Genomic DNA, 26,391 nt, shown 5'->3' on the forward strand with positions numbered 1-26,391 from the left:
TCGTCATACTTGATCCATGCCGGGTTTGAGTTGCTGATTCGCCAGCAAAAGGGAAATCACCATGAAACTGATTGACCGCCGGACGGGGTTGCCCCTGTTGTTCCTGATGCTCTCGGCCGGGGTTGGTTTTGCCCAGGACACGCCCGAGAAATTGTTGGAGGAATTCCCCATCGTGGGCGCCACGAACAAAGCGGTGTTCCGGCGCGAGGGGAACAGCATGTTGATTAATGTCGATCCCCCGGAGCCGGCCAAACTGCCGGGCCAGCGCGGGATAAATCTCTGGCAAACCTCTTCGGCGTTCGCCTTGGGCGGGGATTTTGAGTTCATCGCCAACTACGACGTGAGAAAGCTCGGGCGAGATCCGCAGAAAGTCACCAACGAGGTCAATGCGGAACTCTCTCTCTCCGGCCGCGGCCAGCACGGCATCATGGGAATCAACGTGAACTCCCACCCGGAGTCACCCTCCTGTTTCCGGGTGCTTCGCGTCAATTCCAAAGGGGACGGCGGTTTGCATTTCAACATGCTGACGTTTCCGCGTGTTTCAACGACCGGCCGGATCGGCATGAAACGGCAGGGAGACGAAGTGGTGTTTCTGGCGGCCGACGGGCCGGACGCCCCGCTGGTCGAACTGGTGCGCTATCCGTCGAATCCGTTGGTCTCCCCAAATTTGCGGATCTCGGCCTATCAGGGAAACGGGGCCGACTTGCAACCGTTGAATGTTTTGTTCTCGAACTTTGTCATCAAGGCGGCCCGGATTATTCGCGGCCCGGAGGCGACCCAAGCCGTCCCCCCGGCGATCCCGGTTGGAAAGTATGCCCTCCAGCTTGACTACTCCAAAAACGCGGCCCGGATTCTCACAGACTTTGGCAACACCAACGATAACGCCGGCGTGTTCAAGGTCGAGGGGGACGGATTGCGGGTTGTGCCCCCCACCCTGCCCGCTTACAGCAAGGAGGCCACGGGATATTGGTTCCGTGATTCCCGGTTTGCCCTCGAAGGTGATTTCGAGGTGTCAATGAAGTATCGGGTGAACAAGGCTAGTTTCGGCAGCCGGGAGGGATATGGCTCCGTCTCTTTGAACATCAACTTTGAAACCGAAAGCCCCATCGGCTCTATTTCGTTTGGCCGGAGTTTTTCCAAGGATGTCGGGCATCGCTATGGAATCACCCGATACAGCCCGCACAAAGTCGGCCACAATTACGACACGATGTCGGTTCGCACCACCGCCATGAGCGGCCGGTTGATTGTTCAACGGGTCGGCGCGGAAATGATCTTCTCGGCCCAGGAGGGGGACAATCCGGGCATCCGGGAAATCGCCCGGATGCCATATGTGACCGCGCCGATCCGGCGGCTTCGCCTGGCGACGGACATGGGGGGCAACTGCACCAACGTCATCGACACAAACATCAGCGACCTGACCGTGAAATCCGGCAAACTCGTCGATCCCGAAAGCGGCCGGTCCTTGGTGACCGCCCCGGCCCCCGGCAACGGGGACACGCAGACCATCATGCTTGATTCGGTCCCGCAGCCGAAATCCCGGAAATGGTTGTACATCGGCATCAGCGGGGGGATTTTCGCCCTGCTTTTGCTGGGCGCCGCCGTCATTCTGGTCCGGCGCGGGCTTTCCCCGCAGCGCTGACGCTTGCCGCGGTATTGATTGCGTAACACAAACAAAGTTTTCACTTGATTGAGTTGGCCGGACATGCCAACATCACAAACCTTGAATTTCTTCATCGCTCAGTTGATGGAAATCAGGCACTCTCCCTCCGACCCAAGGAGCCTTTGATGGTCCGTCTTGTTTTGAACAGACGACGCGGGTTTACGCTGATTGAATTGTTGGTGGTGATTGCGATCATCGCCATTCTCATCGGCCTGCTGTTGCCGGCCGTGCAAAAGATCCGGGAAGCCGCCAACCGGATGAAATGCACGAACAATCTCAAACAATTGGGTTTGGGGCTCCACAACTATCACGACACGATGTCCCAATTCCCCTCGGATTGGGCGGCGGGCACTTCGTATTACGGCGTCTTGCTGCCATACCTCGAACAAACCGCCCTCGCGACCACGAACTGGGCCACGACGCCACAACCCGTGAGCATTTTCTTCTGCCCCAGCCGCCGAAGCACGACAGCCGGCGCGCGGCATGATTACGCCGCCTCGCATCACCCCAGTTCGTGGCTCAGCCCGACCGGCTCGTCGATCCTGTATGGCTATAGTCAGGCTCCCCAGACGTTCGCCAGCATCACCGACGGCATGTCAAACACGCTGTTTTTGGCCGAAAAAGGCATGGACCCCTCCACCTACACCGCCACGGCCAGCCCTTACGACAACACTTGGTCCTCGACGACCGACTGTACCTCTGGCGGCACCAATCAAGGGGCGTGTCTGGAGCGGTTCCGCTGCCCCTTCGGCTTCCGGCAGGACAAGAATGGCGGCTACTCGGCCACGGACATCCCCTATTGCTCCTCCTTCCGGGGAAGCTCCGGGATGCAGGCGCTTTTTGGCTCCGCCCATATCGGGGCGCTGAACGGCCTGCTGGCGGACGGTTCGGTGCGCGGCATTTCATACACCGCCAACTCGACCATCTCCTGGCAAATGTGGGTCTATTCCGACGGCAATGTTGTCACTTTCCCCTAATCAGCAATGAAACGGAATTTCATGATGTTTCGGAAGATCGTCCTCGTCGGAAGTCTCGCCGGTGTGATGCTGACGGGTTGTTCAAAATCGGACCCAAAACCAGTCAATCCACCCGACACGCCGGGCATGAATCAAACGGTTGATCCCTATGCCAGCCCCAAGAAGAAGTGATTTGTTGAGGTGATGATTGCCGGAAGAGGAGGCCCCGTCCGGGGCCTCCTCTTTTTCGATTCCGCTGCTTTCAGGCTCGTTTCCGCAGCAAATCCATGTGTTCGAACTTCTCGCCCAGCACGGTCTTACTGTCCACATTCAGCCATTGATCGAGGATGGTGGCATATACCCGGCGGAAGTCGGTGTGATACTTCAAGTCGCCGTCGGTCAGGTCCGTCAGGCTCGGATGGGTGCCGACCGGGCCGCCCCGCGCGCCGGGGCCGACGAGGAACATGCTCGAACCGCTGCCGTGATCTGTCCCCTTGCTGCCGTTCTCGGCTGCCCGGCGGCCGAATTCGCTGAAGGTCATCACCAGTGTTCGCTTGTCATCCCCATTGCCGCGCAAACGGTTGAAGAGGACGGCCACCGCTTGGTCGATCTGTTGCATCAACCCGGCGTGCGTTTGGGATTGATTGCTGTGCGTGTCGAAACCGTCGATGGCGAGGTAAAACACCCGTGTGCCGAAGCCTTGCGAAATTAGTCGGCCCACCAAGTCGGCCTTGGCATAAAGCGTGTTCGCTGCCATGCCGCCGCGCAGGCGTTCGGTTTCGCTTTCCTTCATTACCTTTTGCAGTTTGTCGAAAGCCGAGTAAGTTTGCAGATGTCGGCGTTGCACGAACGGCAGCAATTCCTGTGAGTCATTGACTCCCAAACCGGCCACCTCTTTGAGCAGCTTCTTCCGGGTGTCCTCTTCCTCCGAACCGGGCAGGCCGAGCTTCAACTCGAAGGGCTGTTCTTGGTTCAGGGTGAAGACCCCCTGCGTGGTTCCCCGGCAGGCCATCGGCAGCTTCTCGGTGCCGACATGCACGACCGGCACGCCGCCCCCTTTGCTCTTGGCGAGGTCCGGCACGCTCTTGGCAAGCCAGCCGTTGCCGGAAACCTTGGCCGCGATTTCGCCGCAGTGCCAGCGGTCCATGCTCTCAAAGTGAGAACGGTCCGGGTTCGGATAGCCGACCCCTTGCACGACGGTCAGCGCCCCTTGATCGTGCATTTGCTTCAGGGTATTTAGCGACGGGTGAATGCCGATGCTGTCGTTAAGTTTCAACACCGTGTTAACCGGGTGGCCGATGGTTGGCCGCATTTTGTAGTAGTTATCATCCCGGAAGGGGATGACGGTGTTCAGCCCGTCGTTCCCGCCGGTCATTTCGATGACCACGAGAACGGTGTCCTTCTCCGGCTCGGCCGCCCTCGCCGTGCGCTCGATAAACGCGGGGATAAGCGGAGTCGTCGCCAGCAGTGTGGAACGCCGGAGAAAGTCACGTCGGTTCATCGTTTGCCCCTCATGGAGAAAATCAGGGAAGAGAAAGCAAAGCACTAACCACAAAGGCACAAAGATCACACAAAGTTTCACAAAGAACAAAACAGATCAGAAGCAAAGGAAAAAACACAAGCAAACCAAGTAAAATCAAAAGCAAACTTCCAAACTGCTTTCCTCAATGTTCTTTTTTCATCTCTTTGCTTTTCCTTTTTTCATCCCTTTGCTTTCTTCTTTGTGAAGCTTTGTGTGATCTTTGCGTCTTTGTGGTTAGTCTTCTGTCTTTTGTTTTCTGTTTTTTGCCTTCAGTCTTTCCACAGTTAATTCAACTGATATTCCGGCAACGTCAGCATCACAAACACCGCGTCGCGGCACTTTTGCAAATACCCCTCGGTGGATGGGTCGGTTTTGCCGATGTGGGTGACGAGTTTTTGTTTCACCTCGTCCCGGCAATCGTCCGGCAGAAGCACGTTGGCGAAGAACTTCACGATGGCCTCCGGCCCGGCCTGGCCGGAGCGCAGGGCGAGGGCGAGCGGGTTGGCCACCGGGTAGAAGCCTCGGGGGTTGTATTTCTTCGCGTATTCGTTCAGGTCGCCACCGCCGTTGACGAGGGCGTTGGAGAAGTTGTGCCGGGCCAGCACCGTGGCCGTGCTGAGCCAGGCCGCCCCGCCTTCCCATCCCTTCACGTTCGGCGGGGCGTAGAGGCTTTGCCCCATCAGTTCCAAGGCGCCGAGCAGCGAGTAGGGGCTGATAATCACCTTCCCGGTGACACCGACGCCGATGAGGCGACTCGTTCCCAATACGTACTCGATCGGGGATTTGATCTTCTGCCGATAGGCGTGGGCCGAGTAAAAATGCCTCGACCGGGCGATCATCATGGCCGGGACGCGGATGTCGTAATCGCTCTTGCGGAAGGCGTCGGCCAACGGTTTCAAGAAGGCGTCCGGCGGGGCTTGGTTCTCGCTCACGAATTCGCGGTACATCTTGCGAACGAGAAACTGAGCGCAGACCGGGCGTTCGAGCAGGAACCGGAGAATGTCCCCGCCGTCCCAATTGCCCTTCTGGCCGAAGATGCTTTTCTCGCCGGTGTCATGCTGGGCGGCATCCAGAACAAATTTGCCCTGCGATGTGTGCCAGCCGGTGAAGGCGCGAGCGGCCGCCCGCACGTCTTCCTCGGTGTAGTTTCCCACGCCGAGGGTGAAAAGCTCCATCACTTCGCGGGCGTAATTTTCGTTCGGCTTCCCTTTGACATTCTGGTTGGAATCCAGCCAGACGAGCATCGCCGGATCCTGGCTGATCTCCCGCAGCATCGCCGGGAAGGAACCAAGGGCGTGCCTGAAAAGAAGTTCGCCCTGCCGTTCCATCAGGGCGCCGTCGGCCACCTTGCGGACACTGGTGGCAAAGTGATTGTGCCAGAAGAGGGCCAATTTTTCGCGGGCGGGTTGGACGCCGCCTAGCATCCGCTGAACCCACGCGGCCCGCAAGGCGGCGGCTTGGTAGCTCGCATCCGGCATGTTGGTGGCCGGGTTGATCGGCGGCGCCCCGCTGATGATCTCCGGCCGCGGAGCAGGCTCTTTCGGGTCGGCGAACATCCGGTCCACGGTGGCCGCCAGCCCGGTGTCAACAGCGGCTTTCAACTCTTCCCGCGTGTGGCCAAAACCAAACCGGCGATACAAATGGGCGGCCCACCGGGCATCCCAAGGACTGGCGGGAGTCGGTTCCCACGAAGCCCATTCCGTGGCCGGGTCCAGGGTGTCAAGCGGTGGAAGAGTCGTCTTCGCCATGACGAACGCCCTTGAGAGTTGAGGCGGTGCTGATGTTCAGACGAACGACGGGTCTAAGACAAACGAGAAAGTTGGAGACATCGAAAGGCAAGGGATGAGGGATGAGGGATGAGGGATGAAAGGAAAACCCCTGAACATACACACCATTGAGACCTTACGACTCCTGATTGGTTTTCCTTTCATCCCTCATCCTTCATCCCTTCTTCGAGACTCTCACCCGCTAATCACATCCGGGCCGCTGCCGGCTTTCTTCTCGTAGTGGCCGTCGCCAGCTTTTTGGTACTTGGTGAAGCCGAGGCGGCTGAGGTTGGAGTCGCTCATGTTGGCCGGGCCGAATTTCCGCATCGTGTTCGGGGCCGACAGGATGCGCTTCACCGGCTTGCCGTTCTCCGGGTGAACGGTCAGCGGGTCTTCGCTCATGCGCTGCATGATCTCGAAGACCTCTCCGTCGCTCCCGTCGGTTTCAATCACTTGATAGACATACATCGGCATGGGATTCACCCTTTGAAATTCGGAATCGGGATATCCTTCATCATACCCCGCCGGACGAGGACCAACAGACGGTTACTTTTTCACCGGAATCCACATCACCGCATCCACAACAACGTATCCGTCCGCGTCCTTGTTGGTGATTTTCACCCCGATTGGTTTGCCCTTCTCGAATGTCACGGTTCCCAGCGAAATCCACGTTCCGTTGATCGGCGGGGCTTTTTGCTCGTTGACTGTCTTCGTCGTCGCACCGGCCACGTCCATGATCGTCACCGGCACATTGGTCGCCCGGTTGGCGTTTTGGGAATAGCTCATCCGCACTTCGTATTGCCCGTCGGCCGGGAGTTTCGGCGTATAAGTGATCGATTGTTTGCCGCGATCCGTGTTGCCGTCGTGACGGTAGCCGGTGCCTACGAACGGCGGGTTGGCCGAGCTGATGGTGCCGAAACCTTCCCTCTCGGCTTGCTCATCGTCCACCACGATTCCCGGCAGGGTCTTCGGGTCGATGGCTCCCTTGGCGGCGGGTTGCGATGGGATGTCCAACACCTGGCCGTCTTTCAACAGGATGGTTTTCAGCTTGTCGTAACTCACTTCCTGCACGGGCACGCCGTCCTCCATCGCGATGACGGCGGCTGTCGCGGCACTTTGGCCGAGGAGCATGAACACCGGCTCCATGCGGATCGAGCCGTAGGCAATGTGCGAACTCGCCAGACACACCGGCACCACCAGGTTCGGGCATTCCCCTTTTTTGGGAACCAGCGATAGATACGAAATCTGATACGCCCCGCCGGGGGAGACCTGAACGTCCCCTTCGTTTTGCACAAATCCCTCGGACGTCACATAGCGGGCGCAGTTGTGCGAATCCATGTTGTAAGAGCCGAGGCCGACGGGTTGCGGCGTCTTTACTTTGCGGCGGCAATCGGCCTCCGTGGCGACATAATCACTCACCAACCGCCGGGCTTCCCGCACATAAATCTGATGCGGCCAATTGCCGTTGTCGGTGAATTCGTCTTTCGGCAAGCCCCACTTGGCCATCTCCGTGCGAATCTTCTCCGGCACGCGAGGATGATTGGCGAGCGTCCACATCAATCCTTGTTGATATGTCCGGTGGGCGGCGATGATCTTTTCACGCTCGGCATCCGTCGCATCCGGGTAGGCGTGATTTTGGCCGATGAAATCCGTGCTGAACGCGCAGTTGTTGTTAGTGTCCGTTTTGCCGTTCGGCATCATGTCCGGCTTCATGGGGAACCGCAGATCCCCGGCGGCGAAGTTGCGAAACAACAGTTCATACATCTTCTCGTCGTAATCGGCCGGCTTCGGGAACGGTATCCGGTTGGCCGGGGCGTTGGACATGCACATGCGGAAGCAAAACGCCTGAAGCCGATGATCGCCGTCGCCATCTTTGGGAAGTTCCTTGTCGATGCCGAAGAGCAGGCCGCTTTTCGGATCGCCGGGCGTGACATACGGGTCAACCTTCACGACAAAGCGGTGCATGTGAATGTTTTGCGCCCGTTGCACCCCGTTGAGCGTTTCGCCGTATTTGCTATTTGGCTCCCGGCCAACGGTGTACGACACCCCGGCGGCGGCCATCAAATCCCCCTCGTAGGTGGCATCAATGAACATCTTGGCCGAATAGGTTTCCCCGGAGGTGGTGCGAAACGAGGTGATCCGTTTGCCGTCGAGGGCGACGCCCTTTGGCCCGCGATCTAACCGTTGCCCGGTGACGACAGTGATCTTGTGTTCCTTCAACATCTCCCGCAGGATGCGTTCAGCCACCTTCGGCTCGAACGTCCACATGGTGTCTTCCTTCGTCCGGTAGAGTTTATAATTCTCCGGTTTCTCCTGAGTCCACGAAGCGGGTTGGTCATAGTGGGTTTTCACCCGCTGATAAAACTCGCGAGAAAGCCCGCCGACGCCCCGCTTGTCCCCGGAGTCGGTGTAGCCCAAGCCACCGGAGGTCAGGCCGCCGATATGCGTCGTCGGTTCGATGAGGACGACGGTTTTCCCCATCTTGGCCGCCTGAATGGAAGCTGTCACCCCGGCCGCCGTGCCGCCATAGACACACACATCCGTCTCGATGGCCTGACTGTTTCCGGCAAAAACCAAGAAAGCGACGAGTGGAAGAAAGCGGGCTGTCATGTTGGTTCTCGAAGGAGGAGAGATTGGGGATAGAATAGTGACACGGGAGAACATTCATGACCACCCTCAGCGTTCAAGAATTCCAAGCCCTGATGCCGACTGTGTTGGATGACTTGAAACCCGGCGAAGAAATCGTCATCACTCGCGACGAAAAGCCGCTGGCCCGCGTGTTGGGCGGGCCGAAGCCGACCCGCCAGCCCCGCCGGCCGGGCAATTGTGCGGGGATGATGGTGGTTGTCTCGGATGATGACGAGTATCTAAAAGATTTCGCCGAACACCTCAACTGAAAATCTTCCCTGTCCTGAACGACTTTGGTGAGCATGTCCACAACCCGCCAGCACATCGGCAAGCAGCACCTTCATCTTCCCGAAACCGACAGCACTAACAACCGGGCGGCCGAACTGGCCAAAAATCCGGCCAATGCCGGGGCGGTTGTCACGGCCGGGGTGCAGACGCGCGGGCGGGGACAGTATGGGCGGGTTTGGCAAAGCCAGCCGGACACCAACGTGTTGATGTCCGTGTTGCTCTTTCCCCCGCCGGAGTTACGGCATCCGGCCATTCTCACCGCCTTTGCGGCTGTCGTCGTAGGGGAGATGGTGCTTCAAATCACCGGGCAGCAAACGAGCATCAAGTGGCCTAATGATGTGCTATTCAAGGGCAAGAAAATCTGCGGCATCCTGATCGAGTCCGGCGTTCACCGGCACGGGGCCGATTCTCCGCAACATTTTATTGTGGGAATTGGCCTGAATGTGAACCAGACGGCCGAAGACTTCGCCGCCCAAGAGTTGCCGGACGCTTGCTCGCTGGCCATGATGGTCGGACGACGGTTGACCGTTTCCGCGATCACCGAGGCATTGCTCGACAACCTCGACAGCGAGTATGGCCGGTTGCTGGCCGGGGAGATTGCCCCCCTCGAAGCTTGCTGGAAATGGCGAATGGGCCTGCTTGGCAAACCTGTGACCGTGGAATTGATGGACGGCACAGAACACGGGGGCCGTTTGCGGGACATGGGCTTCGAGACGGTGGAACTGGAAGACCGGAGTTTCAAATCCGTGGAAGTCCGGCATGTTCGTTCGCATGGCTGAATGATGGCAAGTTCTGGATGAGGAAGGGTCTGTCTCATTCATGTCCGTGTTTCTATAATGCCCGCTTGCGAGAGAAACACCATCCCGTGCTCGCCCGCGGGGCTGAACGAATTGAGACGTGACGATGCCGTTGAACGTAACCATCACCGAAGACATGATTAAGGGGCTTTCCCCGAACGATTTGATCTGGCAAAAAGCGGTCGAAATCGCCGAGTCTGACCGCCTGCTGAATCCGGGCGTGTCCGCGGACGGTTCGTGGCTGCTTGCCGACGCCAAGGGATCGGCCAAGCTCCCCTACTCTGTCTCGGCCGATTTCGTGGATGTCAACCAACCCGCCCTGCGTTCCACCAGCCCGGAACGCGCCTCGCCGGACAAATATTCGCTGGCTTTGCTCCTCTCCTATGCCCGGAAGCCCGAGAGCTTCGGCACTCGGGAACCTTCGGACGAATTAATTCTGAAGCGTGAAAAGAAGGTGGCCGCCGACGAACGCAAGAAGTTCGGCCCGGCCGCCCCGAAGCGCTCCAGCCTGGCGAAGACGGACAAGAAGACGGCCGCCGCCAATGATGCCGTCGAACAACTGGACCGGTTGTTGTTTGAACTCGTTGCCGCCGGGGACTGGTATTCCGAACCCCACCATGAAAAGATGGAACGGGTCGGCAAGGCCCTTGCCGACGCCGGGGTGCCCGCCGCGTCGTATGCGGTTCGCCGATTGATGCTTCTGGAAAAGCAGAAGATTTCCGAAGACGACAAGAATTTGCTCGGCGGCGAACTGCTCGGCCAACTATGGGCGATCAGCGACCGCGTGAAGTCTTTCTTGCACAATACCCCCATTGAAGGGGAACCGGCGAATGTCACCGAATATCTCGGGGCCGAATTGCTCGGCCGTTCCCCGGCCAACCCGGTGACGGTGAACGGGCTTTCCTTGTTGGAATTGGCCTATGAGCGCACGGACGACGACGCCCGGCAACAACGGGCCGAAATCAGCAGCCTGATTGATCTGAACACCGGCAAAATTTACCAGTCGGTTTCGCACCGCCCCTTCAAGGGGGTGAACCAGATTCCGCAACAGCCGAGTTACGAAGCTCCGGTGACCGTTCGGGAAGCCATCCTTCACGCCGGTTTCATCAACAGCCGCCTCGAATGGGACAAAACGGCCGAGGTGATTGGCGGGAACGTTTCTGACGCCCTCGCCACCGCTTATGGACTGGCAAAGCCGCTCTTCTCCGAAGTGTTGGAGGAGTTCAAACAACAACTGAAAACGCCGCTTGCCCCGCGCGAAGCCGTGGTGTTGCTGCATCCGGCCCTGATCGGCAAGATCGGCGAGAAGTTCACCGTTTTGGAAGACGTGGACGGTTCCCGCATCGAAGCCGGGGACATGCGGAAGGATTATTCCAATGTCGCCAACCTCGCTCGGGGGACGGCGATGCTCGGCAAGGACCAGCCCGCCGTACTGGTGCGGTTGTTTGTGCGGATGACGATGAACACCATCGCCGCCCAACCCCTCGCCCTGATTACTCCGAAGGTTCACCTGCGGCTGGGTTTGTAGGCCGCGACTTGACCGCGTGGCCCCGCGAATTTCGGCGGGGTCTTTCACCCGAATATCTCCCAGCGAACACCGACTCATCATGGCCAGCAAAGATATCAGCCTTCTCACCAGCTCCCTCATCAACGCGGCCCACACGGGTGTTGACCGGGGGGCGATGAAAAATGTCCGCGGCCGGGCCGACGACGCCCCGTCGCATCTGTCGGAAATCGGCGCCCGCCTGAAGGACGCGGACGACGACGAGGCTCCCGCCCCGATTCTGGAACTCATGAGCGGCTTGTTCCAAGACCGCTTGAACAATGCCGAGGCCGGTGTTCGCGGGAATGTCGAGGAGATTCCCGAGGGGGGCCACTGGTCCACGCCGATGGCCGCCGAGAGCTTGTATCTGCTTGTGCCGGAAACCCGGCCGTTCGCCAAGAAGGTGAAGCCCGAAGTGCAGGTGGAGGCCATCGAGACGGCCACCCGTCTCGGCACCGTGACCGATCTGCGCTTGTTGCAAATTTACCTGAAACACCTGGAAGAAAAGAAGGATCTCGCCCCGGTGGCCGACGCGGTCGCCAAGGAAGCGATTCCCGCTTATGGCCCGCAGATTCTCCCGGAACTCTGGCCGACGCTCGGGCCGGACAACCGCACGTTCTCCGCGTCGTCCAAGATCGACATTCAGGCGACGCTCAAACGGCTGACGGAAAAGAGTCCGGACAAGAAGGCCAAGGGTCAGGACAAGCAAAGTCAGGTGACCAAGGCCGTCGAAAAGATTCTGGAAGACGCTGCCGAGGGGGGCCGCGTGGGCGCCGAGTCCCTGCCGATTCTGAAACTGGCCCTCAAGTACGCCCCGGAACCGGCCTTCCGCCGCAAGGTGGCCGAGACGCTCGCCGGGATGGGCGAGGCCGCAAAGGAAGCCCTGCCGGACTTGGTGGACGCCTTCGAACGCACCGGCTTCACCCGCGACTACAACCTGATCCGGCCGATGGTGGTGCTGGGCAAGGAGTCGGAGGAAGTGGGCGACTCCCTGATCCGCGCCTTGGAAGACCGCGACAGCGTGGTTCGCCTGATGGCCGCCTTCAACCTCGGCCAGATGAAAAAGCCGGCGATGAAGGGCCTCGACATGCTCGAAAACCTCAGCGAACGCGATCCCGAAGCCAAGGTCCGCGACCAAGCCGCCAAAACGCTGAACAAACTCCGCCTCCGTCTCGAACCCGTCGGCCTGCCGATCGACGTGGAAGTCAGCGAATCCGCCAACGCCGGTTGATCGATTCGTCAACACGGCACGCCTCGGCGGCCGGAGACAATCACCCTTCCAACGCCCCGGCGATTGGCGGGTGATTGCCTCCGGCCGCCGGCGTTTCCTGGCACGTCTTTTCTTCCCTTGCCCGCGTTTGGCGGGTAGAATTTCAACATGAACGCATCCGATACGATCAACACAGTTCTCGGCGAGCCGTCGGACGTTGCTTGTGGAAGATGAAAGTTGCTTGATGTGCCAAGGAGTAATTCATGGCTGAGCCAACACTGGAATCGCTGGCCAAACGGATCGAAGAAATCGAACGCAAGCTGGCTGGCAATGATCGGCCTGTGAAACCAGACTGGCGAAGTGTCATCGGAATTTTTGGCGATAGCGAATTAGCCAGGCAAGTAACTGCAGAGATTCTGGCAACTCGCGAGGCCGAACGAGAAACGGCCCGCCGGGAATGGGCCTTGGAAGACGCCAAAGCGGTGGAAGCCGGGAAATGATCCTCTTCGACACCGACCATCTGACGGTGCTTCAATTTCACTCGAATGAGCGTCGATTAAGGATCATTGAAAAAATGGCGGCGGACCCCGCTTTGCAATTTGCGACAACCATCATCTCTGCGGAGGAACAACTGCGAGGGTGGCTTGCCTCTATCGCCAAAGAGCGGGACATTTTTCGACAGGTCGATTCTTATCAAAAATTTGGCGATGCAATGAGGTTTCTGCAGTCGTTTGAGATTGTTTCATTTGATGAGACAGCCGCAGGTCATTTTCAGCGATTGCGATCCGCCAAGTCGCGAGTTTCGACGATGGATCTTAAAATCGCCTCCATTGCCCTCGCGCAAGATGCGCTGTTGCTGACGGCCAATCGCCGGGATTTTGAACAAGCGCCGGGGCTTCGCTTCGAGAATTGGATGGACCCGCCGAAAGTTTCCTGATCCCCTCAAAACCTTCCCGCCTGGTATGGCGTCATGTTCAAATGGGGTGTTTCCCCGGTCAGCAATTCACTCACCAATTTGCCGGTGGCCGGGGCCATCGAGAGGCCGAGCATGTTGTGGCCGGCGGCGATGGCCACGTTTGGGAGGGCCGGGCTTCGGTCGATGATCGGGCGGCTGTCGGTCGTCATCGGGCGCCAGCCGTACCAGGTTTCTTGCACCGGGTCGCACGCCGGTTCGTGCAGGTAGTGGCCGGCTGATTGGGCCAGCCATTCCAGTCGTTTGGGGTTGATCGTTTCGTCGTAGCCCACAAATTCCATCATTGAGCCGAGCCGGTAGCCGGTTTGCATCGGGGTGACGGCCACCCGGTGTTCCTCGAAGATCATCGGGATGGCGGGACATCTCGACGGGCGCGGCATCGTCACCGAATAGCCCTTTCCCGGTTGGATTGGAATGCGACAGCCGAGATGATCGTTCAGAAACGGCGTCAACGCCCCGGCCGCCAGCACGAACTCGTCTCCGGCGATTTCGCCCTGATCGGTGGTCACCGCCTTGGCTCGGCCGTTTTCGCGGACGAAGCCCTTCACCTCGCAGTTTTCCCGCACAACCGCCCCGCCCTCCTCCAGTCGCCTTCGCCAGGAGGTCATCAGCCGGTCGGGGCGGAGGTGGGCATCCCCCTCGTATAGCCAGCCGCCGCCGAGGCCGGGTTTCAATGCCGGTTCCAGTTCACTCAGGGCGTCGCCGAAGAATGGCTTCGCCGGGGCGGCGAATTCGTTTGTGAGCAGTTGGTTCGTTTCGCCGTAATGCTCCATTCCGTGTTTGGAGTGGAAGACGAACAATAACCCCCGAGTTTCCCACTCGCACTCGATGCCCTCGATGTCCACCAACTCCGCGTAGAGTTTCCGCGAGGATTGCAGGATGGCGTCAATGCCGACGCCGGAAGCCATCATGTCCCGCTTGTTGCATCGTTTCGCAAAGCCGAGCAGCCAGCGCCAGAGCGTGAGATTGATTCGCGGCTTGATGTAAAAGGGAGAATTTTTCGTCATCATGGCTTTCACGGCGAAACCGAACGCTCCCGGCGTCGCCATCGGCAGCACATGGCTCGGGCACACCAGTCCGCAATTGCCGTGCGAGCATTGCCGACCAAACTGGCCCTTTTCTAATATGGTGACGCGGCGGCCGGCCTTCGCCAGATAATGGGCGCAGGCCGTGCCGATGACGCCTCCTCCGATAATCACCGCATGCGGCCGTTCGCTCATGAATGAATGCCCGTCCGAAAAGGGTCTGCCGAATCAAGGATCAATGTCGCCTCGGCGGTGATGAAAGCGGTGCCGGAGATGCGGGGAATCACTTGGCCATTGACGACACGGACGGAACCGGTGAACACGCTGCCGAGAATGCTTTCCTGCCGCCACTCTTCTCCCGGTTTTAACAGCCCGTCCGCATGGAGGCAGGCGAGTTTTGCGCTGGTGCCGGTGCCGCAGGGGGAGCGATCAAATGCCTTGCCGGGGCACAGCACGAAGTTCCGCGAGTGGTTCGCCGGGTCGCCGGGGGGGCCGAAGAGTTCGACATGGTCGATCTCGGCGCCGTCGGCACCGGTGATGCCGTGGGTGTTGAGTTCCAGCCGGACTTTCCAGGCGAAATCGGTGAGTTGTTCCGTGTTTCGCAAATTGAGAAGGAACGGATGTTTCTTGATGAGGAAAAACCAGTTGCCCCCCCACGCGACATCCCCGGTGACGGCGCCAAACCCGGGAACCTCGACGGTGACCGCCTGACGAAGCCGATACGAAGGGACATTCTCCAGCGAGACGCCGTTGGTCCCGTCGTATTCAAATTCGATGACGCCCACGGGTGTTTCCAGCCGGTGCCGCCCGGCCGAGATGCGCCCCATCCGGCCAAGCGTCACACCCAGCCCGATGGTTCCATGCCCGCACATGCCGAGATAGCCGACATTGTTGAAAAAAATCACCCCCGCGCAACACGATGGATCAACGGGTTCGCAAAGCAACGCCCCGACCAGCACATCCGAGCCACGCGGCTCGTTGACGACGGCCGAGCGAAAGGCGTCGAATTTCTCCCGGAAAATCGTGCGGCGTTCGACGAGGGAACCCAAGCCAAGATCGGGGGCGCCGCCGATGACGACACGGGTTGGCTCCCCGCCGGTGTGGGAGTCGATGACGGAGACGCGAGTTTCGGAATTCGGAACTCGGAGCTGATTGGAATAAGGCATGGAACCGGCAACGGAGGTTGATTCGTTCATCTTATGCCGCCGTCAATCCACGTCCCAAATGACGATCTGACCGTCGGCGCTGCCGGCCGCCCCCAACAGGCCGTCGGGGCTGAAGGTCACCGCGCCGAGCGGGCCGAGTTTCCATTTGTATACGAGCGTTTGTTTCAGCGTCGCCACATCGTAAATCTTGACCAGTGTTGGCCCGCCGTGGATGACGGCCATTGTGCCGTTGGCGGGGTGGAACGCGAAGGAGATGAAATTGTTGTTGTTGGATGACCCGGAGATAAGCCGGGGTTTGGCGAGCGGTTCCAGATCGGTCACATACATGCTGTGACGGCCAAGCGTGCCGACATGCCGGCCGTCTGGCGACAATTGCGCCCAGTCGCCTCCGTGAATCTTGTGCTTTCCGGAGGCCAGTTCACGGCCGTCTGAAAGATCCCGAATACGGATTTTCATGTCCTCCAACGTGACAAACCGCTTCCCGTCGGGAAGGATTCCAACGAGTCGTTGATACTCCGGGGGAAGAGGCATATCGAACCGTGCCTGATCTCCTGTCGGGCTTGTGTCGATCGCGCAAAGCCTCATGGGCTTCCAAGGAATATTACCGGAATAAGTGCCGGGCACGACTGCCAACACCCGATCTGCCGATGCTGAAACGGCCACATGTCGAAAGTTGTTGTGGATTTCCGGCACAGGACGCGGAGAACAATCTTTGAGCAAAAAGGAACGCAGATATCCGTCCCCGATTACGTAAAACCAATCGCCCGCGCTCGGAACGGCCACCTCGTGGGACTGGCGGAAATTCCAATCCGCAGGCAAGACTTTCTTCGACGAACTCAAGGGAATCGATTCGCCGGTTTCAATTGTCAGCACATGGAACCATGCGTTGGCCTCCACGATCAGCCGTTGTCCGTCCGGCAAAAACCGCAACTGAGTCACTCCGCCTGGAGCGTTCAGAACTTTCATCGCCAATATTTCCAAAGATTTGAAGACAGTCAGTATATCGCCAGCAGATGCGGGCCAAAGATCAGTAATCCGATGACAACAGCCCCGGCCGCCGCGAGCAGCACGGCCCCGGCGGCGACATCTTTGGAATGCTTCACCAACGGGTGAAACTCCGGACACACGGCATCGGCCAGAAACTCCAGACTGGTATTCAACGCCTCGGCAACCCAGACGGCGGCGGTCGCCAGCACGATCCAACACCACTCAGGCGAAGTCAATTTGAACACAATCCCGGCGATGACGACGGCCAGCGTGATGATCGCATGAATCCGGGCATTGGGCTGTGTTTTCAGAAGGGTCGCCAGACCGGCGAAGGCGAAGCGAAAACTGCGAAGTCGGGAGGTGCGGCGGTTCATGGGGTGGCCATTGGAGAAACATCGTGAAGCCGCGACGCGGAGTCTTCGGAGCGGAGCGCGGACTGCCACCCATCAAGCGTTTGCCATTGGTGTTGTCGATTGAATGCGGGAAGTTCGCGCTCCGCTCCGAAGACTCCGCGTCGCGGCTTCACAGTCACATTTAAGCCCCGTAGTCGATCGCGTCCTTCACATTGATGCCCTTGTCGAAGATGAAGTTGCGGCGGTCTTCCACTTCCTCGCCCATCAGGGTGCGGAAGAGGTCGTTGGCGGTCAGGGCGTCCACCAGGGTCACCTTCAGGAGTTGGCGGACTTTCGGGTCGAGTGTTGTCGCCCAGAGTTCGTCGGGGTCCATTTCGCCCAACCCCTTGAAGCGGGTGATCGTCAGGCCCTTTTCGCCGAAGTGCCGGATCTCGGAGACGACATCCCGCAGGCTGATGAGGGTGTGCCGGGTGTCGTCGTGGACCATCGTGTAGCGGATCGGCGGCTCGCGGCCTGCGATGCGCGGAGCGGGGATCAAATCGGCGACGGTGAAGCCGAGGTCGCGGAGTTTTGCCAGTGCCCGGTTGATCGCCCGGACTTCGTGATATTCGTCGGCCACGAATTGGGACAACGCCCCGGCCACTTCTTCTTCGGTGTCCTCCACCATCAGGTCGCGGCCCAGCCGGGTCGATTCCGTCATGCGGAAGGCGTTTACTTCCTCCGAGGTGAAGAACCACGATTCCTTGCTTTCCAGTCGGACGTGCCAAGTCGGCAGATCCCCGGCGGCGTTGGCGAAGCTGACGAAGTGCGTCAGGCTCACGCCCCGGCGTTCGAGAATGGCCAGCGAGCTTTCGAGCCGGTCCATCGTTTCCAACAATGTGGCCAGCGAATCTCCCTCGAAGTTGCCGACTAGCGTTTCGAGCCGGGAGCCGTTGAGGCCGCGTTTGTTGAGTTCGGTGAACATCTCTTCGTTGGTCTGCACGAAGCGGACGTTCTTTTTCTGCGTGACCTTGAAGAGCGGCGGCCGGGCGACGTACAAATGGCCGTCTTCAATCAGTTTGCGCATTTGCCGGAAGAAGAAGGTCAGCAGCAGCGTGCGGATGTGCTGGCCGTCGACGTCGGCGTCGGTCAGGATCACGATCTTGCCGTAGCGGAGCTTCGAGATGTCCTCCGGGTTGCCGATGTCCACGCCAATGGCGCCGATGAGGCTGGCGATTTCCTTGTTTTGCAGCAACTTTTCGAGTCGGGCCTTTTCGACGTTCAGCACCTTCCCCCGCAGCGGCAACACGGCCTGATAATGGCGGTCCCGCCCGCTCTCGGCCGACCCGCCAGCGGAGTCCCCTTCGACGAGGAACAACTCGCTGATTTCCCGGTCGCGGGTCGTGCAGTCCATCAACTTGCCGGGCAGGCCGCCGCCGCCGATGATCTTCTTGCGGTCGATCATTGACTTGCGGAGTTTGGCCTGGGCCTCGCGCATTTCGGCGGAGAGAGAAACCTTTTGGATGATGAGCTTCGACTCTTTCGGGTTCTCTTCCAGATATTTGGCAAGCACTTCGCTGACGGCATTGTTGACGGCCCCGTCCACTTCCGGGTTGTTCAGCCGGATCTTGGTCTGGGCCTCGAAGTGCGGCTTGCTGAGGGTAACGTTCACGACGGCCGTCAGGCCCTCGCTAAAGTCTTTCCCTTCGGGCTTGGTGTCGTCCTTGTAGAGCTTTTCCTTTTCGGCGTAGGCGTTCACCACGCGGGTCAGCGCTCGGCGAAAACCGGTTTGGTGGGTGCCGCCGTTCGGGTTGTACTGGTTGTTGGCGTAACAGCGCACCCGCTCTTCGTCGCCGGTGGAATACTGTAGAGCCACTTCCACTTTGATCGGGTCGTTGTTGCCGTCGCCGTCTGTCCAGTCAACCGTTTTCAGAATGTAGATCGGCGGGTGCAGGACCTGCTCGTTGCGGTTCAACCAGGCGACGTATTCCGAGACACCCCCCTCGTAGATGAAGTGGGTTTCTTTGTCGGTTCGCTCATCCTTGATGGTGATGGACAGCCCGCGATTAAGAAACGCCAGTTCCCGCAGGCGGTTCTCCAAGGTGTCGAACTCGAAGGTCGCGTCGTTGAAGATTTCCACGTCGGGCCAGAAGGTGATCTTGGTGCCGGTGCGGTCGGCCGGGCCGATCTCCTTCAACGCGCCGCTGATGACGCCGCGGTCGAACTCCATCATGTATACCCGGCCGTTGCGGCGGACTTCGGCCCGCGTCAATTCGCTCAGGGCGGTGACGGCCTTCGAGCCCATGCCGTGCAACCCGGCCGACGATTTGTACGCGGCGTTGTCGAACTTCCCCCCGGCCCCGACGATGGTCATGACCACTTCGAGATTGGATTTGTGTTCCGTCGGGTGCATGTCCACGGGGATGCCGCGGCCGTCGTCGCTCACGGAGAGCGATCCGTCCACATGGATCGAGACTTGGATCGTTTTGCAATGGCCCGCGAGGTGTTCGTCGACGGCGTTGTACACCAATTCGTAGACGAGGTGATGCAGTCCGCGCGTGCCGGTGTCGGGGATGTAGTTGTCGGGCCGTTTGCGAATGTGATCCCGGTTTCGCAAAACTTGGGTGTTTTTCGCCGTGTAATCACTGTCCCCGACCGCGACCGCAACGTCCGCCGAAACTAAGTCCGTGCTCATTGGCTGCCGACCCTTTCGCAGGAAAGACGAATGACAAATCCCGGCTGACGAGACGTGAAGATGGGAGAACGCAAGTCATTCACGAATAATGGTTTGCACACGGATTTTTTCATCCCGGCGCGCCATGGTCGTCCGTCTCTTCATTTTACCGTTTCGGGGGGGTAAGTCCATGCGCGAAGGGGGGATTGCGAAAGGGAGTTTTGACTGGAAAAAAGGCGAGCCGGGTGGCGTGATCGTCCGGAGTCTGGCTTATCCAGACTCCGGACGATCACGCCACCCGGCTCACCGGATTTGTTGTCACTTAAACGCCGTCGGCTTGTCGCGCATCCAGCCGAATTTGTCGGCCATCAGATAGACATCGCCGGGGGCCAGGCTTGAGGTGACGAACACTTTCAGCATGGCATCCGGAGGGCTGATTTGGATGGTCACCTTGCCGGTGCCCTCCACGTCCATTTCCACATCAAGGGCGTTCTTGGCGGGGTCGAAGTTGTGTTCCGGCTTGGCTCCGGTCTTCAACACCACGGCCTTTTCGGATTGCGGCGTCGCCAGATCGCCGATGAACTGGTCAACCTTCTTCGGATCGATCTCGAACATGCCGCCGGATTTCAGGGTCCATTTGCCCTCTTTGCGCTCGAACTCCAGCGTCTTCAGTTCGCCAACGGTCGCCTGCCAGCCTTTGATCTTCAACGATTTGACCTTTGCCTGATCGATCCGGTGGATCACCGTGTCCTGAATGTCGCCCTTTTGCAGTTTGTCGTAAACGCCACGATCAACCTCGTAGATGATGTTTTCCACGCCGGTTTTGAGGTACACGTTTCGCTTGTCCGTCCCGGCGTCGGCTCCGAAATCGTACACGATGTTGCCGAGGTCTTTGTGGCTGACGGTCGCCTTGGCCCGAGGGGACTTGGGATCGAGTTGCAGGCGGTTCAACACATCATCCTTCGGCCGGTCGGCGGCGATCTTCAAAGGCCGGGTCAGCGCCACGGACATGATGAGATCGGCCACCTTGCCGGCATCCACGGGCCGCCCCTTGAGACTGTCCGGCCCGGTGATCTTCCAGGCGGCTTCGCGGGCCGGTTTGCCGTCGGCCGGGCGTTCGAGTTCGACCAAATCTTTCCCGGAGGTGAAGGAAAACTTCAACACGGGTTCAATGTCAAAAGATTTGAACGAGGTGTCGATGTAATCCAGCCGGGGGCGTTCAACGACCGTCAGCGCGGTGAGCGGCACATAAAAATCGGCCTTCGCCTCCCCGACCAGCCGGCGCAGGAACACCACATCTCCCACGTCCTTGTTGCCGAACTGAAACCGTATTGTCGGCGGGGCAGTCACTTTTGGCTTGGCGTTGGGGTCTTGCTTGTCGTCTTTAACGATGCCGCTTTCCCAGACTTTGATCTCGACCACGGGCTTCACGAAGCCTCGGCGATCCTCCGGGATGTCCGCGTTGGGGAAACCGGTCGCCAGCGATTTCTTCGCCAGCGCGCTCATTAATTCTTCGATCAGGAAACGCTTCGCCGGACGGGACAGGCCTTCCGAATCGAAGACTTTCCATTGTCCGGCGATTTGCCGGAGCTCAAACTTCTCGCCGTTGGTTTCCACGTCGATGGCGTCCACTCGCGGCGCCAAGAACTTGCCCACGGTGCGGTCCCGGAGCAGGTATTTGGCTTTCATGGCCTCCCGGACGGTCCGCACGGCGGTGGCGTTCACCTCGGCCACCATGTTGTCTCCCTGATGCCGGGCGTAGTAGCGGTCGGTGTTTTCAACCTTCACCACATCGCCGACGAAGAGGGTTTCCTGAATGCCGTCGTCTCGTGAAAAGTCGATCTGCATGGGCTTCGACTTGGCCGGGTCGAGGCCGTATTTGGCGAGGTCGCCCGGCTTTTCAAGCACTTGCTTGGCGTCGCCCGGCCGGATGTTCATGATTTCGTTGAGCAGTTGCCGGACATTGGTGACTTGCACTTTGTTATCCTTGGCGACCGGGGCGTCGCTGTCGGCCTCGGCGTCGCCGAAATCGGCGGGGAGCCGGAACTTCCACACGTTGTCGGTGGTGCGGAAGATGGCCATCTCATCCTTGCCGTCGATGATGCGGAACGAGCGGACTTGATTGCCGGCATCCATGATGCCGTCGCCGAGCAACCGCAACGGCCGGAAATCGGACAGGCTCTTCACAAATTGAGAGGCCGGTCCCCCCTTGGAAATCTCCCCTTTGAAGAGGGCTTGGAAATCGTTCCGCTTGGCGGCTTGCGCCTTGCCCGGCCGGTCGGTGGTCATCACATAAACGACAGCCCGGTCCCCGCCGATCAGCACGTCCCCGAAGGACACCGTCTCGGAAAGCGTGCCCGATTTCAGGGTGATCTTCACGCCCGGATTTTCCAATCCCTGGGCGGCGAGGTTCGGGGAGATGTCGGCCGTCTTGTCCGTCTTGGCGTTCAGCAGGGCATTGACGATTCCCTCCAGCGTGGCGGCATCGGCCCGTCCGGGGGTGGGGTGGGTCATTTTCCAACCGCCCCCCTTCTCTTCCCGCACAAACGTGATGAGTTCCGGCGTCTGGCCGGGATACTCAATCTCCACGGCCGAGACTTTCTCGGCCGTGACATTGGCCGCCTTGAACGGCCGGAGCAAATACCCCTCCGTCAACGGACTGGGAGCGTCATCCCCCGTCCGAAGCACATAGATGCCGAGGACGACCAAGGCGAGAAACACTGTTCCCAACAGGATGTAAGTCGAGCGGAAATTCATGGAAGCAACCCTGCTGATGAAATGACCAAAGACCAAAGACCAATGACCAACCGTGAAGCCGCGACGCGGAGTCTTCGGAGCGGATCGCGGACTTTCCGTGCCAAGCGACTGCCCAAACATCCGGCGATTTTACGCAGAGAGTCCGCGCTCCGCTCCGAAGACTCCGCGTCGCGGCTTCACAGAGAGTTCACTACCGCCGTCGCGAATACCACACCATGACGCCCATTGCCGTCAAACCCAGCGTGACCATGGCCAACAGCGTCAGTTTGCTGGACACTTCGATTGGTTTCGGCAGCCTGTACCATGGCACGAGGCGAGGCCTGATGCCGATGCTCTGCTCGCGTTCCCGCAGCCAGTCCACACTATCACTGACGATTTGCTGGTGGATGGCCGGCGGCATCAGTGGAAAAGCGGGGCGATCAAGCAACAAGCTGTCGGTGGTGAAGATCACGGCCCGGGGTTTTTCCTTGGGCTGTTCTCCCGGTGAAGTCGGGGGGGAGACGGCTCCGACGCTGAGAATCAACGGTTGCGGGACGTTCGTGAGCTTCCGGGCGGCCGCCTCCGGGCCGGCCGGGTTTCTGCGAATGGCCTCCCAAGACAGAACCGCGTCCCCGGCCTCTTTCTCCTCGATCCAGACGGCTCGTCCTTCTTGTGTTTCGACCAAGGCCGTCACCCGCATGGCCGGGTTGGGCCGGGCGGCCGGCCGGATTGGCCGGCAATCGTTCAAAATCAATGCCTTGGAAAACGTGTTTATCAGCGGGTGGTCAACATCAGCCGGAAGGCCCGGCAGGTAGTCCGGCGGGATCACCCGCCCCTGAACGGACCCGACAGTCCGCGGGATGGTGACCATCACGCCCTCCCCCGACTCAACACCCAAACCGGCCAGCAATCCCTCCAGTCCGGTGGGAGCGATTTTGCCGGTGACGCCCCGGAACGGCGGCAAAAAGGCCAGAAGTTTGCCGGGGGACACATCGGGAGTCTTGGGATTCATGTATTCGGCCAGGGCGGTCAACAATGGATCATCGGCCGGAATAGTCATCTGCGGGCCGGCGATCACCACCAAGGCCGCGTCGTCCGGGATCTTTGGGGCCGCCGGGTCGAGCTTCAAAATTTCCGGACGCAACCGGCGGTCGCGCAAGAAATTAATGACACCGGACATGGATCGGTCCTGCCTGGCCGACGGATCAAAGGAAAGTTCCCCGTGTCCGCTGGTGAAGTAAACGGCCAGTTTGGCCTTGTTGTCCGTGAGGTAGGCGAGTTCGCTCATCAGCTTGCTCTCGCCTTGGTAAATAACCTGCGGCCGGTTGTCGTCGGTGGGGACAATTTCCAAAAGGTCGCGGGCCTCCAAGAAGCCGGTGACGGGCTTGTCCCCGTCGCCGACCACAAGCAGGATGCCGTACCGGTCCCCGTCGCCGCCTTTCATCCCGAGCCGGTCGTACAACGCGGTGATCTTGTCCTTGTCCAGCAGCGGAGACAGGAAGGTCGCCTTGAAGAACTTGCTTTGGTCCTCCGCCTGGCCGAGCAATCCCCGGCTGTCGGTGTACAGGTGGGTGTAAAGGGTCTCGTTATTATTCTTCGCCTTGCCCGTCGGGGCGAATTTCTCCGGCATGATGAGATAGGCATGGACCGGTTGATCCAACGACCGGAGCAGTTTTTTTGATTCGTCCGCCAGTGTGGTGAAGGCCGAATCATTGGTGATGAGCGTGCCGGGCACATTGAAGAACACGACGATGTTCAGGGCGACCAGCACATAGACAATCAGGATGCCTTGAAAGGCCGCGTTAAATCCATGCATCAATCGCCGCAGCAAAACATTGTTCCGCTGCTCGGCCCGGCCGAGTTGCGTGCTGACGAACATCAGCGTCAGCCCGATGAAGAAAATTCCTTGGGAAATCAGCACCCATTTGGCCTCGCCTTGCTCCTCTTTGTTCAGCCATAGAGCGAGGCTCTCGGACCATCTGAAGGCCAGGGTAAAGCCGAGCAAGGCCGTTAACAATCCGGCGACCGCCCCGAAGACCAGCATCTCCGTCCGGGAGCTGACAACATCCTCCCCTTCCACGGCGGGCCTGCTCAGCCAAAATGCCCCGCCGCCGCACAACAGGGCCATGAATCCGGCCCAAAAGGCGGCCGGCCCGTAGTCTTTGCTGGGGGCTTTGCCGGCGCCTTCGGCTTGATCGTCCTTCTTCTCTTCGGGCAATTTGAACTCGTCCGGCAACTGCTTCGCTTTGGCGGCGTTTTTCGCCGGATCGGCATCCGCCTTGCTCCGTTGGGCGCTCGATGCCCGCATGCCCCACCAGATGGCCGTGATGGCAAACAACACGGCCAGCACACCGAGGAAGACAGCCGTGGGCTTGCGGCTGGTCACCAGAAAGGGGAACGGGTCGCTTGGCGTCTGTTCAGTGGTCATTGGTGATCCGTCCACGCTCATGATCGTCAGCTTTGATGTTGGTCGCCTGTGTCCGAATTCGTTTGGTTCCGATGCGAAAACTTCCGGGGAACATCACAGGCGTCAGGCGATTGTTCGGACGGGTCGCCTGACGCTTGCGGTTTTTATCCCCATCGCCTTGCTTGCAGCACCTTCAGCGACAGGAAGAACCAGAAGAACGTAATTGAGAATTGCAGAACCATGTCCCGCAGATTGATCCGTCCCTCGATTGACTCAAACCACAAGCTGAAGAATGTCAGGTGCTTGAAGATTGCTTGCGCCGGAGATTCTGGCGTCGCCTCTTTGGCGGCGAACAGCAGACCGACATAAAACAACATGCCAAAGAAGGTTAGCCCGGCGGCAATGATTTGGTTTTTGGTCAGGCAAGAAAAGAAGAGGCCCATCGAGATCAGGGTAAATCCGCTGATGGTCAGGGCCAGCACGAAACTGAGGATTGGCCGATATTCAAAGGCCATTCCGCTCTCGGCCCGCAGGGCCAACAGGAAAATACCCCACACCCCCCATGTCATCAGGTAGAAGATCACGCCGCTCAATAATTTGGAGAGCAGCACGGTGATTTCGGACACCGGGGCGCACATGAGAACTTCGTAGGTGCCGCTGCGTTTTTCTTCGCTGATCATTCGCATCGTCAGCGCCGGGACCATGAACACCACCACGAACGCCCAAAAGATGCTGCTGAACATGAACGGCCCGAGGATCGGCTCCAACATTGGCTGCCGATTCAGTTGTTCCGTGAAATAGTGGTAGTTGATGCCCGCGACCACCACGTTGATGATCAACACCAGATACGCAATCGGTGAATAGAAGTAGGCGGCCAGTTCCCGGCGGGTCAGGACGATCAGTTGCCAGTCGGAGACCATGAACAGGGAGACGGCCGCGTAGCCGGCGCCGAGGGTCATCAGGAGCAGGCCGCCGGGGATGAAGTACGGGGTTTCGTGCGGAATCAGCGTCCGGGCGAGGGCGACGAGGAACACCAATCCGCCGAGCAGGCCGATGCCGATGGCTGGTTTATAGCCCTCCAGATCGGCGCCGCCGACCTGGCTCACATAGGCGCTCAGGTAGACGAGGCCGAGCAACACTAGCACCGAGCCGTAGGTGAGAATGAAGCCGTTGATGATGTTGCCGAGAACAAAGCCGGTCAGGGCGAAGGCGATCCCGAAACCAGCGAGGGCGTAGAGGCCCGTTTTGCGGCTTCCTTCTTCCGTTTCGTTCTTGCAGAAGATAATCAGGAAGAACAAGCCGGAGAAGAAACAGGTCCAGCCGAACGGGAAGAAGAGCGACACGATCTTGCGTGTCTCCCCTTCCGAGAGGGCCTTTGTGGCCGAGATAATTACCGGCATCACCGAGAGGATGATCCCGGCGAGCGGCAGGCCAAGGCCGCCGACGGTTCCGTAGAGCCGCCGGATCAACTGGTCCGTGTCGCGGGCGGCGTGGAAGAGCATGAAGACCATGCCCAACACGATGGCGGCGAAGCCGACGTTGTTGCCGAACTGCATGGCCAGCTTGGAATCCACCCCGTTGAGAATGAGGATGAGGACGCCAAGCGCCACGGCCATGAAGCCGGTGAGGCCGACGGTTCGCGGCCACGAGGCTTGGTCGTCCGTCATTTCGGACGGGGCGAGTTCCGGCGGTGTTTGGTATGTTGCGGAGGACATGGGTGT

At 59.4% G+C, this 26,391-nt stretch carries 21 protein-coding genes; 9 read left to right on the forward strand and 12 right to left on the reverse strand.

What is annotated here, in order from left to right:
- The first annotated feature begins 61 nt into the window (after positions 1-61).
- The 3 genes from BGIM_RS0112970 (at position 62) to BGIM_RS62820 (ending at position 2,808) form a co-directional block, all read left to right on the forward strand.
- On the forward strand, positions 62-1,639 hold the full coding sequence (locus tag BGIM_RS0112970) for a hypothetical protein (protein ID WP_020470197.1): 1,578 nt from the start codon (positions 62-64) through the stop codon (positions 1,637-1,639).
- Between the two features lie 146 nt (positions 1,640-1,785).
- Complete coding sequence (locus BGIM_RS67105) at positions 1,786-2,637, forward strand: DUF1559 family PulG-like putative transporter (protein WP_084759890.1); 852 nt, start codon at positions 1,786-1,788, stop codon at positions 2,635-2,637.
- A gap of 21 nt (positions 2,638-2,658) precedes the next feature.
- The gene (locus BGIM_RS62820) at positions 2,659-2,808 is read left to right on the forward strand and encodes a hypothetical protein (RefSeq protein ID WP_157368937.1); all 150 of its coding nucleotides are present in this window, start codon (positions 2,659-2,661) and stop codon (positions 2,806-2,808) included.
- Between the two features lie 70 nt (positions 2,809-2,878).
- Here BGIM_RS62820 and BGIM_RS0112985 read toward each other — a convergent pair whose 3' ends face one another.
- The 4 genes from BGIM_RS0112985 to BGIM_RS0113000 form a co-directional block, all read right to left on the reverse strand.
- A complete protein-coding gene (locus tag BGIM_RS0112985; protein ID WP_020470200.1) occupies positions 2,879-4,117 on the reverse strand; it encodes a DUF1501 domain-containing protein in 1,239 nt (412 codons plus the stop codon).
- A gap of 305 nt (positions 4,118-4,422) precedes the next feature.
- Complete coding sequence (locus tag BGIM_RS0112990; RefSeq protein WP_020470201.1) at positions 4,423-5,886, reverse strand: DUF1800 domain-containing protein; 1,464 nt, start codon at positions 5,884-5,886, stop codon at positions 4,423-4,425.
- A 213-nt stretch (positions 5,887-6,099) separates the two neighbouring features.
- The gene (locus tag BGIM_RS0112995) at positions 6,100-6,378 is read right to left on the reverse strand and encodes an FmdB family zinc ribbon protein (protein WP_020470202.1); all 279 of its coding nucleotides are present in this window, start codon (positions 6,376-6,378) and stop codon (positions 6,100-6,102) included.
- Between the two features lie 72 nt (positions 6,379-6,450).
- Positions 6,451-8,514, reverse strand: a complete 2,064-nt coding sequence (locus BGIM_RS0113000; protein ID WP_020470203.1) for an FAD-dependent oxidoreductase — start codon at positions 8,512-8,514, stop codon at positions 6,451-6,453.
- A 56-nt stretch (positions 8,515-8,570) separates the two neighbouring features.
- Between BGIM_RS0113000 and BGIM_RS0113005 the strand changes: the two genes are divergently transcribed.
- The 6 genes from BGIM_RS0113005 (at position 8,571) to BGIM_RS0113030 (ending at position 13,307) form a co-directional block, all read left to right on the forward strand.
- Positions 8,571-8,801 (forward strand): type II toxin-antitoxin system Phd/YefM family antitoxin, encoded by a 231-nt coding sequence (locus BGIM_RS0113005; RefSeq protein ID WP_020470204.1) that lies wholly within the window; start codon positions 8,571-8,573, stop codon positions 8,799-8,801.
- 33 nt (positions 8,802-8,834) lie between these two features.
- Positions 8,835-9,599, forward strand: a complete 765-nt coding sequence (locus BGIM_RS50165) for a biotin--[acetyl-CoA-carboxylase] ligase (protein ID WP_020470205.1) — start codon at positions 8,835-8,837, stop codon at positions 9,597-9,599.
- Positions 9,600-9,723: 124 nt separating this feature from the next.
- Positions 9,724-11,145, forward strand: a complete 1,422-nt coding sequence (locus BGIM_RS0113015) for a hypothetical protein (RefSeq protein WP_020470206.1) — start codon at positions 9,724-9,726, stop codon at positions 11,143-11,145.
- A 79-nt stretch (positions 11,146-11,224) separates the two neighbouring features.
- Positions 11,225-12,391 (forward strand): HEAT repeat domain-containing protein, encoded by a 1,167-nt coding sequence (locus BGIM_RS0113020; protein ID WP_020470207.1) that lies wholly within the window; start codon positions 11,225-11,227, stop codon positions 12,389-12,391.
- Positions 12,392-12,633: 242 nt separating this feature from the next.
- Complete coding sequence (locus tag BGIM_RS50170) at positions 12,634-12,870, forward strand: hypothetical protein (protein WP_020470208.1); 237 nt, start codon at positions 12,634-12,636, stop codon at positions 12,868-12,870.
- Positions 12,867-13,307 (forward strand): type II toxin-antitoxin system VapC family toxin, encoded by a 441-nt coding sequence (locus tag BGIM_RS0113030; RefSeq protein ID WP_020470209.1) that lies wholly within the window; start codon positions 12,867-12,869, stop codon positions 13,305-13,307. Before BGIM_RS50170 ends, BGIM_RS0113030 begins: the two co-directional genes overlap by 4 nt.
- Positions 13,308-13,312: 5 nt before the next feature.
- On the opposite strand, the gene BGIM_RS0113035 is transcribed toward BGIM_RS0113030, so the two are convergent.
- The 8 genes from BGIM_RS0113035 to BGIM_RS0113075 form a co-directional block, all read right to left on the reverse strand.
- On the reverse strand, positions 13,313-14,563 hold the full coding sequence (locus BGIM_RS0113035; RefSeq protein WP_020470210.1) for an NAD(P)/FAD-dependent oxidoreductase: 1,251 nt from the start codon (positions 14,561-14,563) through the stop codon (positions 13,313-13,315).
- Complete coding sequence (locus tag BGIM_RS0113040) at positions 14,560-15,564, reverse strand: proline racemase family protein (RefSeq protein ID WP_020470211.1); 1,005 nt, start codon at positions 15,562-15,564, stop codon at positions 14,560-14,562. The genes BGIM_RS0113035 and BGIM_RS0113040 overlap by 4 nt, the downstream gene beginning before the upstream one ends.
- Positions 15,565-15,576: 12 nt before the next feature.
- Entirely contained in the window at positions 15,577-16,500 is a 924-nt protein-coding gene (locus BGIM_RS0113045; protein WP_020470212.1) for a WD40 repeat domain-containing protein, read from the reverse strand.
- A 29-nt stretch (positions 16,501-16,529) separates the two neighbouring features.
- On the reverse strand, positions 16,530-16,895 hold the full coding sequence (locus tag BGIM_RS0113050; RefSeq protein ID WP_020470213.1) for a diacylglycerol kinase family protein: 366 nt from the start codon (positions 16,893-16,895) through the stop codon (positions 16,530-16,532).
- A gap of 160 nt (positions 16,896-17,055) precedes the next feature.
- Entirely contained in the window at positions 17,056-19,548 is a 2,493-nt protein-coding gene (locus tag BGIM_RS0113055; RefSeq protein ID WP_020470214.1) for a DNA gyrase subunit B, read from the reverse strand.
- 297 nt (positions 19,549-19,845) lie between these two features.
- A complete protein-coding gene (locus BGIM_RS0113060; RefSeq protein ID WP_029630006.1) occupies positions 19,846-22,284 on the reverse strand; it encodes a DUF4340 domain-containing protein in 2,439 nt (812 codons plus the stop codon).
- A 190-nt stretch (positions 22,285-22,474) separates the two neighbouring features.
- Positions 22,475-24,691: a motility-associated ABC transporter substrate-binding family protein gene (locus tag BGIM_RS0113065; protein WP_029630007.1), complete on the reverse strand. Its 2,217-nt coding sequence runs from the start codon at positions 24,689-24,691 to the stop codon at positions 22,475-22,477.
- Positions 24,692-24,834: 143 nt separating this feature from the next.
- Positions 24,835-26,385, reverse strand: coding sequence for an ABC transporter permease (locus BGIM_RS0113075; protein WP_020470217.1), 1,551 nt, complete (start codon positions 26,383-26,385; stop codon positions 24,835-24,837).
- Positions 26,386-26,391 lie beyond the last annotated feature (6 nt).

Origin of the sequence: Zavarzinella formosa DSM 19928 (assembly GCF_000255705.1) — a bacterium.
In the GTDB taxonomy this organism is placed as follows: Bacteria; Planctomycetota; Planctomycetia; order Gemmatales; family Gemmataceae; genus Zavarzinella; species Zavarzinella formosa.